Annotated in this window: 15 protein-coding genes; 4 read left to right on the top strand and 11 right to left on the bottom strand. The window is 66.1% G+C overall.

The window, feature by feature from the left end:
- Positions 1-17 precede the first annotated feature (17 nt).
- Positions 18-1073 (bottom strand): NADH-quinone oxidoreductase subunit B family protein, encoded by a 1056-nt coding sequence (locus MYXE_RS16460; RefSeq protein ID WP_085195731.1) that lies wholly within the window; start codon positions 1071-1073, stop codon positions 18-20.
- 382 nt (positions 1074-1455) lie between these two features.
- Here MYXE_RS16460 and MYXE_RS16465 point away from each other — a divergent pair, with 382 nt between their 5' ends.
- Together MYXE_RS16465 and MYXE_RS16470 are read left to right on the top strand one after the other, a co-directional pair.
- Complete coding sequence (locus tag MYXE_RS16465) at positions 1456-1767, top strand: hypothetical protein (RefSeq protein WP_085195729.1); 312 nt, start codon at positions 1456-1458, stop codon at positions 1765-1767.
- Positions 1768-1899: 132 nt separating this feature from the next.
- The gene (locus tag MYXE_RS16470; RefSeq protein ID WP_142688747.1) at positions 1900-2844 is read left to right on the top strand and encodes a hypothetical protein; all 945 of its coding nucleotides are present in this window, start codon (positions 1900-1902) and stop codon (positions 2842-2844) included.
- 5 nt (positions 2845-2849) lie between these two features.
- On the opposite strand, the gene MYXE_RS16475 is transcribed toward MYXE_RS16470, so the two are convergent.
- From MYXE_RS16475 to gatC, 9 genes are all read right to left on the bottom strand, one after another.
- Complete coding sequence (locus MYXE_RS16475) at positions 2850-4127, bottom strand: ATP-binding protein (RefSeq protein ID WP_085195725.1); 1278 nt, start codon at positions 4125-4127, stop codon at positions 2850-2852.
- Positions 4128-4263: 136 nt separating this feature from the next.
- Positions 4264-5784: an Asp-tRNA(Asn)/Glu-tRNA(Gln) amidotransferase subunit GatB gene (gene gatB / locus MYXE_RS16480; RefSeq protein WP_003922147.1), complete on the bottom strand. Its 1521-nt coding sequence runs from the start codon at positions 5782-5784 to the stop codon at positions 4264-4266.
- Between the two features lie 70 nt (positions 5785-5854).
- Positions 5855-6703, bottom strand: coding sequence for a PadR family transcriptional regulator (locus MYXE_RS25325; protein WP_112650187.1), 849 nt, complete (start codon positions 6701-6703; stop codon positions 5855-5857).
- A gap of 616 nt (positions 6704-7319) precedes the next feature.
- Positions 7320-8573 carry an MFS transporter gene (locus tag MYXE_RS16490; RefSeq protein ID WP_003922150.1) on the bottom strand — a complete coding sequence of 418 codons (1254 nt, stop codon included), beginning with the start codon at positions 8571-8573 and terminating at the stop codon, positions 7320-7322.
- Positions 8574-9230: 657 nt separating this feature from the next.
- Positions 9231-9632 (bottom strand): MinD/ParA family ATP-binding protein, encoded by a 402-nt coding sequence (locus tag MYXE_RS24640; RefSeq protein ID WP_232061632.1) that lies wholly within the window; start codon positions 9630-9632, stop codon positions 9231-9233.
- A 157-nt stretch (positions 9633-9789) separates the two neighbouring features.
- A complete protein-coding gene (locus tag MYXE_RS24645) occupies positions 9790-10386 on the bottom strand; it encodes a nucleotide-binding protein (protein ID WP_232061633.1) in 597 nt (198 codons plus the stop codon).
- Positions 10387-10526: 140 nt separating this feature from the next.
- Positions 10527-11558, bottom strand: a complete 1032-nt coding sequence (locus MYXE_RS16500; protein ID WP_003922152.1) for an ATP-dependent 6-phosphofructokinase — start codon at positions 11556-11558, stop codon at positions 10527-10529.
- A 96-nt stretch (positions 11559-11654) separates the two neighbouring features.
- Positions 11655-13139, bottom strand: a complete 1485-nt coding sequence (gene gatA / locus MYXE_RS16505) for an Asp-tRNA(Asn)/Glu-tRNA(Gln) amidotransferase subunit GatA (protein WP_161552109.1) — start codon at positions 13137-13139, stop codon at positions 11655-11657.
- On the bottom strand, positions 13136-13435 hold the full coding sequence (gene gatC, locus MYXE_RS16510; protein WP_085195721.1) for an Asp-tRNA(Asn)/Glu-tRNA(Gln) amidotransferase subunit GatC: 300 nt from the start codon (positions 13433-13435) through the stop codon (positions 13136-13138). Before gatC ends, gatA begins: the two co-directional genes overlap by 4 nt.
- A 99-nt stretch (positions 13436-13534) precedes the next feature.
- Between gatC and MYXE_RS16515 the strand changes: the two genes are divergently transcribed.
- Entirely contained in the window at positions 13535-14194 is a 660-nt protein-coding gene (locus MYXE_RS16515; protein ID WP_112650188.1) for an ACT domain-containing protein, read from the top strand.
- 18 nt (positions 14195-14212) lie between these two features.
- On the opposite strand, the gene MYXE_RS25000 is transcribed toward MYXE_RS16515, so the two are convergent.
- The gene (locus MYXE_RS25000) at positions 14213-14335 is read right to left on the bottom strand and encodes a hypothetical protein (protein ID WP_269474396.1); all 123 of its coding nucleotides are present in this window, start codon (positions 14333-14335) and stop codon (positions 14213-14215) included.
- Positions 14336-14490: 155 nt separating this feature from the next.
- On the opposite strand from MYXE_RS25000, the gene MYXE_RS16520 reads away from it, so the two are divergent.
- Positions 14491-14766: a cytochrome P450 gene (locus MYXE_RS16520; protein WP_085195719.1), complete on the top strand. Its 276-nt coding sequence runs from the start codon at positions 14491-14493 to the stop codon at positions 14764-14766.
- Positions 14767-14768 lie beyond the last annotated feature (2 nt).

A 14768-nucleotide genomic window follows, 5' to 3' on the forward strand; every position in this document is an offset into this window, starting at 1 on the left:
TGATGGTCTGCCACGCCCTACCAGGTGCGCCGGGCTCCGGTGGTGAGTTCTGCGCGCTTGTGCCGCCAGCGCGGCTCCTTGTCGAGGGTGCGCGCGGTGATGCGCCGCAGGGGGCGGATGAACGAGCCGTATAGCCCCGACGCGGCACCCGAGACCTTGCCGCCCGGCGGCTCGTCCATGAACGGCATGAACTTGTCCGGGAACCCCGGCATGGTGCAGCCGATGCAGATCCCGCCGACGTTCGGGCAGCCGCCCACACCATTCATCCACCCCCGCTTGGGCACATTGCACTTCACGACCGGCCCCCAACAACCCAGCTTCACAATGCATTTCGGTGATCCATACTCGGTGGCGAAGTCACCCTGCTCGTAATACCCGGCCCGGTCGCAGCCCTCGTGCACGGTGTGGCCAAACAACCAGCTGGGCCGCAGCGCCTCGTCGAGCGGGATCATCGGCGCCTGACCGGTAGCCATGTAAAGCAGGTAGGTCAGCGTTTCGGATAGGTTGTCCGGTTGGATCGGACAGCCCGGAACGCAGACGATCGGGATTCCGGCCTTGCTCTTCCAGTCCCAGCCGAGGTAGTCCGGTACCCCCATCGCGCCGGTCGGGTTACCGGCCATGGCGTGGATGCCGCCGTAGGTGGCGCAGGTGCCGGCCGCGACGATCGCGGTCGCCTTGGGCGCCAACCGGTCCAGCCACTCACTCGTAGTTATGGGCTGGCCGGTCGCCGGGTTGTTGCCGAACCCACACCAATAACCTTCGTCCTTGATCTGCTCGTTGGGAATCGATCCCTCCACGACGAGCACAAACGGTTCCAGCTCACCGCGCTCGCCCTTGAAGAACCACTCGAGGAAATCGTCCGCCCCCCCTTCAGGTCCGCACTCGAAGTCGATCAGCGGCCAGTGCACAGCGATCTTGGGCAGCCCGGGGAGCGCGCCGAGAGCGATCTCCTCCACGCTGGGTTGGGTGGCGGCAGTCAACGCCACCGAATCGCCGTCACAACTCAAACCCGCGTTGATCCAGAGAACGTGAATCAGGGTGTCTTCCGCTTTGACTGCTGCTTCCGTTGGCATACTGCAGCTTTCCGGGGCTGGACTGGGCTGTGGCCCCTGACGCCGCCGGAGTCGACCGTCGGCCCACTTACGCGGCGCTATTTGCTGGTTTACTCGCGCCGCGATATGTTGTCAACGGCCTTTTGGCGCCACGGAAAATCAGCGTCTACTTCCACGAATTCGCCGCGTTTCGTCGAAGCACAAGGTAGGCTTGGGCCGTCAATAACGGCGGCTGCGAGCCGCCTAGGTGTGTATTACACGAATTTGCGCAACGACCGTCATGCGAATTAGTTGCAAGTCGGTCATGCGAATCAATTGCAGTTAGCTGGCTCCCGCATATTGGTCGCTGGCTTTGCCGCACAACCGAGCTATCCTGAATCGGCGGGGCGCACCGTAAAGCACTATGAACCGTGACGAGCTGTTCGCCTCGATCGAGGCGGCGCGCCCCGGTCGTGACGACGTCGTGTATCTCGAACGACGTGCCGATGACTACAACTGGCGGATTGTGCCCGCCGGCGACGAGAGCGTCGGCGTGCGGCCGGCGGAGGAACCCGAGCCCGATGCGTGGATGTCGTTCTCGGCGGCATGGCCCCTGGATGATCCCGACCGGTTGCGGGCGTTCTTCGACGATCTACTCGCCGAGCTGGAGTCGATGGCCTCGCATACCGATCGGTGCCGCTGGCCGTTGGACGAGCCGTGGCCACACTTCCATTGACCGACGGGCCGCAGCGTGGATTACCGCATCACTGCAGACGACCGGGCTCGGTTCAAACGGTGCCGGCGAGAATGGGATTTCGCCTCGCCGCACCGGCGCGATCTCGAGCCGGTCGGCGCCGCCGGTTCCCCCTTGCCAACCGCCCTCAAAGATGCGCTGGCGGTCTACTACTACCCGGGCACCTGGGACTGGCCGCACGAATTGAAGCAATCGCTAGTCCACAAGGCCGTCAAGCGTTCTCTCGACGACGCCGGTGCGACTCATGCGCTGCCGACCGCGATCACGCTGCTCGACACCTACGACGCGTGGGCGAGCACGGTCGACGACTTCGCTCCGGTGAAGGTCGAGCACGAGGTCCAAGGATTGGTACCCGATCCGCGCGATCCGGAACGGGGATTGCAGACCGCGGACGGGGCCGCGGTGATCTACACGTGCCGAATAGATCTGTTGGCGGTCGACGCGGCCGACGAGTACTGGGTGGTTGGCCACCGGATCGCAAACGCATGGCAGGACCCGGAGATGTTGATCCGCGACGAGGCTGCGGTCGCGCAATGCTGGGCATGGGAGCAGGAGTATCTCGGGATGGAGATCTCGGGCACGATCCACAACGAGATACGCCTCAGCGGTCCACTCGATCGGCCCTTGTCTGCCGGCAGTCCGGGGATCCGGGTGCGCCAAAGCGAGGGCAGCGGGGGCGGTCGAGCGATCCCGCAGCACCGGCGGTTAACCGCACGCGCATCACGCGCCGACGACTCGGCCCGCATCCAGCAGTGCACGGTCGGCCCGCTGCGGCGAACCCGGATCCGCCGCAGCCGCGCCGAGATCGGCGCGGTAGGCGCCCTGATCGGTTCGGAGGCTCTCGACATGAGCGGTAAGCCCGCGATCTATCCGACGTTCGCCCCGCACTGCCAGGCCTGCCAATTCAGCGCCCCGTGTCTGGCGCTCACCAAGGGAGACGACCCGGAACCCATTCTGGCAGCGCAGTTTCGGCGCCACCTGCCCGAGGATCGCCAGAAGCCGAGACTGGGCCAGTCCACCTGGAGCTTCGGCAGGGGCGCCGCACCGCCCCAGTGGTGATCGCGTCACAGCCGCGTGTGTTGCTCGATGTCATCGAAGAACTCGGCGAGCACGGCCTCCGTCAGCGACGGGCGGGTCTCTTTGATGGCGGTCAGGTAGTCCTCCGTGTGGGCCGGCTCGCCGCGGCGGAACTCGATCTCGCGCTCGAACCCCAACTGTGCGCCCTTGCGGGCGGCGAACTCGATATCGGCCGGGGTGAACATCTCGGTGGCTTCGACGAGCGCGTCAACGTTGACGGAATCGGCCGCGCGGCCAAGGTATCTGGCCCAAATCGCCGCCCGCGCCGCCGCGTCGGGAGGTCCGACGGGTATGACGTAGTCGAACCGGCCAGGCCGCAGGAACGCCGAGTCCAGCGAATGCACCGAGTTCGTCGCGCAGATCAGCAACCGCTCGTCGCGCTGACGAAACACCGGGATCAGCTTCAGCAGCTCGTTGGTGGCACCGTGCGCGGGATCCGACGGCACGCCCGAGCGTGACCCCGCGATCTCTTCGACCTCGTCGATGAATACCACGACCGCGTCCAGCTCCGTCAACGTCGTAAAGGCTTCCCGCAGCGCGCTTGCCATGGCCACGTCGGGTGCCGCCAACCGCGACGGGAACAACTCGACGAACGGCCAACCGAGCCGACCCGCAACGGCCTTGGCGAAGGTGGTTTTGCCGGTCCCCGGGGGCCCGAACAGGATCACCGCTTTCGGTGGTGAGACCCCGTACTGCTCGGCGACGTTTGGCTCGGTGAGCGGCAGCACGATCCGCCGTTCGATGACCTGCTTTTCCTTTTCCATGCCGGCCAGCGCGTGCCACAAACCGCGAGGCATCGGTTGCCCACCGAGCTCGGCCAGCAGCCCGGCGTCCGATGCGCCGAGGGGGTCGACCTTCTCGAAATACACCAGCTCGGTGCGCTCGTGGTAGCCGGAATTGCGCAGCGCCGCCGTTCCCGTCGCCTCCGCCGGCAGCAGTGCACCGATCCGCCGGACACCAAGCGAACGCAGCCGCAGTTCAAGTTCAGCCAGCAGTGCGCTACCGATACCCCGATTACGCCATCGGTTGCTCAGCCCGACCATCGAAACCCACGCTCGTTCGGCCTGAAATTGGGCCACGGCGATGCCCACCAGCTCGTCGCCGACCACGGCGACGATCGCCGGCTGACCCGACCTGGCGGCCGAAACCACCTCCGAGATCGGGAAAACGGGTGACGCCTCACCGGGACAGCGACTCTGGTCCCAGACCGAAATCGCCTGATCGAGGTCGTCGTCGTGAAAGTCGCGGAGTCGCCACGGCGGCACTGGTACTACCTTCCTAACGAGTGCAGACAGACCTGCCAGCACAAGAAGGCACATACGCTGCGGCAATCCGTTCCGAGACGAACCACCCATTCGGGTGTTCGAGCGGGTGATCCTATCCCGGTGTGGTCTGTGTGGCCTAGCCCCGCCCGCAGGCAGAAAGCACAAGTTCGCGCACCCGCGCGGCGTCGGCCTGGCCCTTGGTGGCCCTCATGACCGCGCCGACGATGGCGCCGGCCGCCTGTACTTTGCCGCCGCGGATCTTCTCGACGATGTCGGGGTTGGCGGCTAGCGCTTCGTCGACCGCGGCCTGGATCAGCGAATCGTCGCGCACCACCGCTAACCCGCGGGCGTTCATCACCTGTTCGGGTTCGCCCTCGCCCGCCAGTACGCCTTCGACGACCTGGCGGGCCAGCTTGTTCGACAGCTTGCCCTGGTCGACCAGTGCGATAACGGCAGCGACCTGTTCGGGAGTGATGGGCAATTCGTCGAGCTCGACTCCGGCCTCGTTGGCCTTTTGCACCAGGAAGTTTCCCCACCAGGCGCGGGCCGCCTCGCTGGGCGCGCCGTGCTCGACGGTGGCGATGACCAGGTCGACGGCACCAGCGTTGACCAGATCGCGCATCACCTCATCGGAGAGCCCCCACTGCTGCTGAATTCTCTTGCGGCGCAACCACGGTAGCTCGGGGATGGTTTGGCGCAACTGGTCGACAAATTCGGTGCTGGGAGCGATGGGCTCCAGGTCGGGCTCCGGGAAGTACCGGTAGTCCTGGGCGGTCTCCTTGGTGCGGCCGGGACTGGTGTAGCCGGCTTCGTGGAAGTGCCGGGTTTCCTGGATGACCCGGCCCCCGGATGCCAGGACAGCGCCCTGGCGCTGCATTTCATAGCGGACCGCGACCTCGACGCTCTTGAGCGAGTTGACGTTCTTTGTCTCGGTACGGATACCGAATTCGCTTGTGCCGATGGGCTTTAACGACACGTTGGCGTCGCAGCGCATCGAACCCTGGTCCATGCGGACATCGGAGACGTCCAAGGCGCGCAACAGGTCTCGCAGCGCCGTCACATAGGCGCGGGCAATCTGGGGTGCCTTGGCGCCGGTTCCCTCGATCGGCTTGGTGACGATCTCGATCAGCGGCACGCCGGAGCGGTTGTAGTCGATCAGCGATGTGGTCGCCCCCTCGATGCGGCCGGTGTCGCTACCGAGGTGGGTCAGTTTGCCCGTGTCTTCTTCCATGTGGGCGCGTTCGATGCCGACCCGCCAGCTGGTGCCGTCCGGCAGCGGCACTTCCAGGTAGCCGTTGACCGCGATCGGCTCGTCGTACTGGGAGATTTGGTAGTTCTTCGGCATGTCCGGGTAGAAGTAGTTCTTCCGCGCAAACCGGCACCACGGCGCGATCTCGCAATTGAGTGCCAGCCCGATCCGGATCGCCGACTCCACTGCGGCCTGGTTGACCACGGGCAGCGAACCCGGCAGCCCCAGACACACCGGGCATACCTGGGTGTTGGGTTCGGCGCCGAATGCGGTGGGGCAGCCGCAGAACATCTTGGTGGCGGTGGATAGCTCGACGTGCACCTCCAGGCCGAGGACCGGCTCGTAGCGTGCGACGACCTCGTCGTAGTCGAGCAGCTCGACCCCAGCGACCTTTGCGGCAACCGTCATGGCTTCGATCGTAGTGAAGACATCACGTCTTGCTTGCCGGCATGCCCCGATCCATGCCGAACCCCCGGTGTCACTCGGCGTCGGCGAGCAACCTGTAGATTTCGCGGCGGGCGTTCTTCAGGATCGCGACGACCCGCTGCTGTACTTCAGCAGTAGTCGCGTATGCGGATTGCGCCACTGCGCCGAACAATTGAGCCAACTCCGCTCGCAGGTTGGCCCGATTTGGGTCGACGCCCTCGGCGAACTGCTTCCAGGGAGCCGTCTTGATTTTCTGAGCCGCAGCGCGTCCTTTGTCGGTCAGCTCGAAAAGTCTTGTGCTCCCTTCGGTTTCAGAGCTGACGATCAAACCCTCGTCATCCAGCAGCTGCAGCGTCGGATAGACCGAGCCCGGGCTGGGCCGCCAGGCATCCTGGGTGCGTTCGGCGATCTCCTGAATCATTTCGTAGCCATGCATGGGGCGCTCGGCGAGCAAATGCAAAATCGCCGCACGGACATCACCAGGGCGCACGCGGCGGCCGCGGCGACCGGGCCCGCGCCGCTGGCCGCGGGCGCCTGGGCCGAAGCCGAAGTCGAAACCGAAGTCGGGGCCGGGCCCGAAACCCAAGCTAGCGCCGGGCCCGAGGCCAAAATCCGCTTCCGGCCCAGGTCCGCCCGGGCCGTGCTCCGACCCGGGCTCATGCGGCGGGGGCGGTGGGTGGCCGGGCCCGTGCTCATGCGGCGGGGGCGGTGGGTGGCCGGGCCCGTGCTCATGCGGCGGGGGCGGTGGGTGGCCGGGGTGTTTCTTCGGGCCGGGGGCCTTCTTGGCAGGCGCCTTCTTGCCGACAGCCTTCTTGCCGGGGGCTTTCTTGGGGCCTGGGCCGTGGTGTTCGTGGGGCGGTCTGTCGTGGTGGCCGGGGCCATGCCTGGGTCCGGTGGCCAACCTGGGTTCGCGGCCGGGGCCAAGATGGCGGCCACCGAGATCGGCCTCCTCGTCGTAGTCGGGCTCCAGTTCGAATTCCTCGTCGTCGGGCTCGAATTCGGGTTCCTCGTCGTAATCCGGTTCGGGTTCGTCATAGTCCCACTCGACCGGAAGATCGCCCTCGTACACGTCGAGGTCTTCGGGATGCGGTGCTTGAATTCTCGACGGTGCGTCGTGGCCCGCAGGCTGGTGTTCGCCGACAGCTTCTAGCTCTACAGGAGCGTTGTCGCCTCGATCGCTGAGTTCGTCGCCGGTCAGCGGGTCGGTGACCAGTTCGTCTGCCTTGTCTTTCTTCGCTCGTCCACGCCGGGGCCTGGGCGCTTGCGATTCAGTCATGGTGATCACTCGCTTTCGGGTGGAGCAGGTAGTTATCTACGATAGGGAAAGATATATCGTTTACTATCGCTTGCGCAAGGGCTTGGCGAGGCTTTGCAGCCCGACCCGGCGGCGCCGCGTGACGGCCGCCGGGTCACCGGCCGCAGCGACTTGCTACAGGTAGCCGAGATGGCATGTGCCGTCTGGCTTTTCGACCGAGACCCGCGGCCTGCGGGAAATTCGATCGGCCGGGCGGTGGCCATCAGGAAGGGCCATTGACCCCGGCACCGAGCGGCTCGCCGGCGGGACGGGTTTCTGGCATGGCGAACAGGTACAGCGCGAAGCCGGCTGCGGCGATGGCGCCCAGTGAGACAAACGCGGCGTGGTAACCGAACGCGACCACGACGATGCCTGCCACCAGGTTCGACAGCGACGCCCCGATGCCCCACGCGGTGATGACCGCTCCGAGACTGACGTTGTACCGGCCAGTTCCCTGCGTGACATCGGAGACCACTAGGGGAAACAGCGCGCCGAAAATGCCGGCTCCGACACCGTCCAGCAGCTGCACACCGACCAGCCAGTGGGAGTCGTCTGAAAGAGGGAACAGAAAACCTCGCAAGGTCAACACGGCAAAGGCGACCAGGAAAATCGGCTTTCGTCCCCAGCGGTCGGCGCGGGCACCCGTGATGAACGCGACCGGGACCATGACGGCCTGCGCAGCGACGATGCACGCCGCCATCAGCGTGGTTCCGACGTGTGTGTTGTTCAAGGCCAGCTCCTGGCCAACGAGCGGCAGCATGGCCGCGTTGGCGAAGTGAAACAGCACGATCGCGACCGCGAAGGTCGCCAACCGGCGGTTGTGCAGCAGGGCTGCCAACCGGGACGGCTGGCGGTGCTGTTCGCCCGCCGCGCCGCGCAGGCCACGGGCCACCGCGTGGTCGATCGCGTCGGCCGGGATCCGCAGCGTTGCAATGACGCTGATCGCGGCAACGCTGGCGAGCAGCCAGAACACCACCAGGGGGCCGAAGAAATAGGCCAGCACGCCGGCAACCGCAGCGGCCGTGGCATTGCCCGCATGGTTGAACGACTCGTTGCGCCCGATTCGCCTCGCGAAAAACCGCACCCCGACAACGCCTAACGTGATCGCCGCCAACGTCGGGGTGAGCACGGCGCACGCGATCCCGACCACGGCTTGCAGGACCGAGATCCTGTAGATGCCGGGAACCAGCGGCATCGCCAAGGACGCGACGCTGATCGCGATAGCGGCGGCAATCATCAGTGCCCGCTTTGCCGCCGTGCGATCGACCAAGGCGCCGATGGGCGTCTGAGCGAGGATTCCCACGGCGGTAAACACCATCAGAACGAACCCGATCGACGCCTGATCCCAATGGTGAGCCAGCAGAAGGTAAATCGACAGGTACGGGCCGAGCCCCTCGCGAACACCCCCCAACGAGAAGTTCAGCACATCGAGGGCGTGCGACGTTCGCCGCTGAAGCGCCTCAGCGGTTGTCGACATCGCCGTTCACACCGCGCGATCCGAGTCGATGCCTTCAACGCGCGAACAGCTGCCCTGGCTGGTTGGCATGCTCGGCGGCGTCGGCGCTACGTCCATGTCGATCCGCGACGCTAGCCAGCGAAGCTGAAATGAAGCTGAAGAAGTCGGCGTCAGCTGGCTTATGCGACGTCACCGCGGCAGAACTGCGCTAACTCGGACGCCACCATGTGACGTCACGCTGGCCGGCACCAGGCCACGGCGAAAGATGGCGCCTATCGATGCGGGTTTCGCCGGTCGCCGCCGGCCTGAAACCATGGTGGGGTCCTCTTGGTGACCAAACACCAGATCGCGAACAAGACAACGACGACGGTCGCCACTGACACAATGATCCCCGCGCCGATCGCGACCTGCGCTGCAGTCTGATATAGCCGGTCCGGCTCTGATGGCGAACTCCCGACCGATGGCGGCGCTGCGGCGGAAGTCGAAGGGACCGACGGCTTAGGTGTATCACTCATGCCTCGCATCATGCCGATTGCCACCGGTGCCGTGGTGGCATTCCAGCCACGAAGCATCGATCCAGGCCGACTAGCGCCCCAAACTTGCCTCCGGCCACCCAGCCAGGCAGCGATTGTGCGAGCATCACGGGTGGGATGCCAACCGTGGAACAGGAATGCTAACTCAATTGCGCTGGGGGAACGCCGAAGCGAGCGCAGCCGCCATTTCTAGATATCGACGCCTGCTCTGGTTGCTCAGCCGCTCGAGGCTGATGGCCCTGCCCTCATGCACATGCCGGTCGAACGGCAACACCACGACACGCTGAGGCGGGAACTGAGACGCCAACCGCTTGAGTTCCGTGGCGGCCAGGGTGTTGGGTTTGACGCCTTCGATGCGGTTGATCGCCAGCACTGCTGATTCGCCCAGTCGCTGATATCCACTGGCGCGCAACCACTTCAGCGTCGTACCGGTCTTCCGCGCGGCACCGGCGGATATGCTGGTGACCACTACGAGAGCTCGTGACTCCCGTAGCACAGCCTCGATGGCGCCGTGTGCGAGGCTATACGCGCAGTCGATTAATGCCACCGAATAATGCCTTCGCAGAAGGGAAAACGCTTTGACGAAGTCATCGCGGCCTACTAGTCCATCACTGGCGGCATAATCCGGGCAAGTGAGTAGTTCTAGCCCCGCACGGTTGCGCCACGTATATGCCCCTATGTCGACATACCGCCCTGCCGCTGCGTCAGCGACAAGGTCGAGCAGGCTCAATGGATTTCGGTTTACCGTGCCGGTCGGCGAGGTCTCCGCCGCCGAGGTCGACAGCAAGAACTCGGTCGTCGCGTATATGGGCGAAGGTTGAGCCCAACGCCTCAACCACCGCGGTCTTGCCCACGCCGCCTTTGAAGTTGAGGACTGCTATGGGGAACACGCCGCCTACCGGGGCGCGAACCCGGTTGCAAAGGCTCAGCTCGTATTCGCGGTCCCTGCCCGAAGGACGGAGTCGCCGCGCGAGCCGGTTCACCAGGCCCTGCCATGGGTGGCCGGCCGGCAGCTTCTCTAACCCCTCGAGCCTGTCGAGGGTGTCCCAGCTGGGACGTCGGCCAACCGGCTCTGGCATCGGGCGCGCGGGCACGGTCGGGGTGTCGGCGGATGACCGGATCCGCGGCGGCGGCTGATACGCCGCTGGGTCTCGGCGGTAGGACCGCGGGGCGATGTTGGGTTCGGGGTTAGGGCGAACGGGTCGGCCCTGCGGGGGCCGGTGGGCAACTGCTTGGCCGGTCGGCTGCGCCGACGACACCGGTCGCTGAACCTCGCCGCGATAAGCACCGCGGTTGTTCATGTTGTCGACGGTAACCGGTGTGACTGGCAGGGTTCGCGCCAACTCTGGCAAATTACGTGAAACATGTGGTGCACGGCGGGTAAACGCCAACGATGCGGGACGGAAGCCGTTCGTTCGCCGTGGGCGGATCGACGGTCGGGTCAGCCGAAGAACGCGGCGGCGTCGTCGTAGCGACTCTGCGGCACGAGCTTGAGCTGGCGTACCGCGTCGGCCAGCGGCACCCTACCGATGTCTTGGCCGCGCAGCGAGACCATCATCCCGTATTCGCCGGTGTGGGCGGCATCGGCTGCGTTCACCCCAAACCTGGTGGCCAGCACCCGGTCGAAAGCGGTCGGTGTGCCACCACGTTGAACATGGCCGAGCACCGTCACCCGCACGTCTTTGTTGATGCGCTTCTCCACCTCGGTGGCCAGCTGCGCGGCCACGCCGGTGAAGCGTTCATGACCGAACTCGTCGATGCCGCCTTCGCGTAACTTCATCGACCCAGGGACCGGTTTGGCGCCTTCGGCGACCACGCAGATGAAGTGCGAGTCCCCGCGCTGGAATCGACTTTTGACCAGACGGCACACCTCTTCGACGTCGAAAGGCTGTTCAGGGATCAGCGTCATGTGCGCGCCGGATGCCAGCCCGGCGTTCAACGCGATCCAGCCGGCGTGGCGGCCCATCACCTCCACCAGCATCACCCGCTGGTGTGATTCGGCGGTGCTGTGGAGTCGGTCGATGGCCTCGGTGGCCACCGTCAACGCGGTGTCGTGGCCGAAAGTCACGTCCGTGCAATCGATGTCGTTGTCGATGGTTTTCGGCACGCCGACGACGGGCACGTTCTCCTCGGAAAGCCAGTGCGCGGCGGTCAGGGTCCCCTCGCCGCCGATCGGGATCAGCACGTCGATTCCGTTGTCGTCGAGGGTCTGCATGATCTGGTTCAGCCCGGCGCGCAGCTTGTCAGGGTGCACGCGGGCGGTGCCCAGCATCGTGCCGCCCTTGGTCAACAACCGGTCGTTGCGGTCGTCGTTGTGCAATTGGATGCGCCGGTTCTCCAGCAGCCCGCGCCAACCGTCCTGAAAGCCGACGACCGCCGACCCGTAGCGGGCGTCGCAGGTGCGCACCACCGCCCGGATGACGGCGTTGAGCCCCGGACAGTCGCCGCCCCCGGTGAGAATCCCGATCCGCATGCCCTCATCTTGCACCGAGGTCGCGGGTAGGTGCGCCGAGCAGACGCAGAATCGCACACAATGGTCGCAATTAATGCGATTCTGCGTCTGCTCGCCCTAGATGGGCGACGGCAACGGACCGCGCGCAGCCTCGTAAGCCGCCCCCACCCGGTAGAGCCGATCGTCGGCGAGGGCGGGAGCCATGATCTGCAGCCCGACCGGCAGCTGGTCGTCCGGCGACAAGCCCGACGGCACCGACATGCCGCAGTGGCCGGCCAGGTTCAGCGGAAGCGTGCACAGGTCGAACAAGTACATCGCCAGCGGATCGTCGACCTTTTCCCCCAACCGGAACGCGGTGGTCGGGGTCGTCGGCGACACCAGAACATCGACGGATTCATAAGCCTTATCGAGGTCGCGGGCGATCAAGGTGCGGACCTTTTGCGCCTGGTTGTAATAGGCGTCGTAGTAGCCGGCCGACAGCGCATAGGTGCCAATCATGATGCGCCGCTTGACTTCTGGGCCGAACCCGGCGGCGCGAGTCAACGCCATCACCTCTTCGGCGCTGTGCGTGCCGTCGTCGCCGACTCGCAGCCCATAGCGCATCGCGTCGAACCGCGCCAGGTTGCTCGACACCTCCGACGGCAAGATCAGGTAGTAGGCCGCCAGCGCGTAATCGAAGTGCGGGCAGTCGACTTCGCTCACCTCGGCGCCGAGTGCGGTCAACTGTTCGACGGCGGCGTTGAACGACGCCAGCACGCCGGGCTGGTAGCCCTCGCCGCTGTGCAGCTGGCGGACCACCCCGATGCGCACCCCGCGCAGATCTCCGTCCGCGCCGACCTTGGCCGCCCCGACCACGTCGGGCACCGGGGCACCGATGGACGTGGAGTCGCGCGGATCATGCCCGGCGATCACCTGGTGCAGCAGCGCGGTGTCCAGCACGGTGCGCGCGCACGGACCGCCTTGATCCAGCGACGACGCGCAGGCCACCAGCCCGTAGCGCGACACCGTGCCGTAGGTGGGTTTGACGCCGACAGTCGCGGTCAGTGCGGCGGGCTGGCGGATCGAGCCGCCGGTGTCGGTCCCGATGGCCAGCGGCGCCTGGAACGCGGCCAGCGCCGCCGCGCTGCCGCCGCCCGAGCCGCCCGGGACGCGCTCGACATTCCACGGGTTGCGGGTGGGGCCGTAGGCGGAGTTCTCGGTCGACGAGCCCATGGCGAACTCGTCCATGTTGGTCTTGCCCAGGATGGGGATCCCGGCCGCACGCAGCCGGACGGTCACGGTGGCGTCATATGGGGATCGCCAGCCCTCGAGGATCTTGGATCCGCACGTGGTGGGCATGTCGACGGTGGTGAACACGTCCTTGAGCGCCAGCGGCACGCCGGCCAGCGGGGACGGCAGGGGCTCGCCGGCGGCCAGTGACCTGTCGACGGCGCCGCCCGCGGCCAAGGCCTGATCGGCGGCCACGTGCAAAAAGGCGTTGTACCGTTCGTCGGTTGCCTGGATCTGGTCCAGGCAGGCCTGGGTGAGTTCGGTGGACGACAACTCCTTGGCGGCGAGTTTGGCGGCCAGCGTGGCAGCGTTAAGCCGGACAATGTCGGTCATTGCGGCTCACCGAGGATCTTCGGAACGGCGAATTGCCCGTCGATAGCTTCGGGCGCCTGGGCCAGCGCTTCCTGTTGGGTCAGGCCCGGCGTGATCTCGTCCGGTCGGGTCACGTTGACGTCTTTGAGCGGGTTGCCGGTCGCCTCGACCCCGGCGACATCGACCGCCTGGATCACGCTGACGTGGGTCAGGATGGCGTCGAGTTGTCCGGCGAAGCTGTCCAACTCGGCGTCCGTCAACGCCAGCCGGGCCAGCCTGGCCAGGTGCGCAACCTCGTCACGGGAGATCTGGGACACGACCGAAAAGCCTAATCTCGCGGCTCCCGACACCGTCACGCAGCCACAGGCCGCACAGTCGAAATGCCGTCGGCCCATCGCTGTGTCACAGTGATGCGCGTGCCGTCATATCTGCTGCGTGTCCAGCTGGTGGACCGACCGGGCAGCCTTGGTTCTTTGGCCGTGGCGCTCGGCTCGGTGGGAGCCGACATTTTGTCGCTCGACGTGGTGGAACGCGCGTCGGGGTATGCGATCGACGACTTGGTGGTCGAGCTGCCGCCGGGGGCGATGCCGGACACCTTGATCACCGCCGCCGAAGCGCTCAAGGGCATCCGGGTGGATAGCCTGCGGCCGCATACCGGGCTGCTGGAGGCGCACCGTGAGCTTGAGCTACTCGACCACGTCGCCGCGGCCGGTGACAACGATTCCCGGCTGAAGGTGCTCGTCGACGAGGCTCCCCGGGTGCTGCGGGTGGGCTGGTGCACGGTGATGCGCAGCGGCGGCACGAGGGTGGATGTGGTGGTCGGCAGTCCGGGCGCGCCCGAAACGAAGCTGGATTCGGCGCCGTGGCTGCCGATCGAGCGTGCCGAGGTCTTGGACGGCGACGCCGATTGGGTGCCGCAGACCTGGCGCAATCTGGACACCACCCTGGTGGCGGCGCCGCTGCTGGATACGCACACCGCGGTGATGCTGGGCCGGCCCGGCGGACCGGCATTCCGCCCCTCGGAAGTGGCGCGGTTGGGCTATCTGGCCGGAATCGTCGCGACCATGCTGCGCTGAGCGCGGCCAGTCGTTCGGTCAGCGCGTCGCGGCTGCGATCACGGCATCGACGATGCGGCGGATGCGCTCCGGCGCCTGCTCGGGGTCTGGCTGGCCGGCGTCAAGCCAGGCGATGACGGCGTCTGTGGTGAGGGTCGGCAACAGATGTGCCGCCCAGCTGCGCCAGCGCTCGTCATCGATGCTTGCTAGGTGGCGGCGCGTGATTTCGGTGGAGATCTCGTGGAGGGCTTCGACGACGTCGCGGAACTCGGGTTCGCGGGCGGCGTGGCGAAACAGCAGGCGACACCGGAGACCTTGTGCTGCTCGACATCGGATCGGCCAACCACGATCCGACGGTGTTCTGCCCGCCCGACCGTCTCCAGATCGCCCGCAAGCAAGCACCCCATGTCACCTTCGGATACGGCGCACGTTATTGCATCGGGGCGCCGCTGGCCCGCATTGAGTTAAAAATTGTTTTCGTACAACTCATTTCGCGTTTCCCGTCAATGCATCTGGCGGTCGATCCGGCGACGCTGACCGTGCGCAGCGACGTCCTGGCCCGGGGGCTCGTCGAACTGCCCGTGCCGTGGTGAAC

The organism is Mycobacterium xenopi (assembly GCF_009936235.1).
Classification (GTDB): Bacteria; Actinomycetota; Actinomycetes; order Mycobacteriales; family Mycobacteriaceae; genus Mycobacterium; species Mycobacterium xenopi.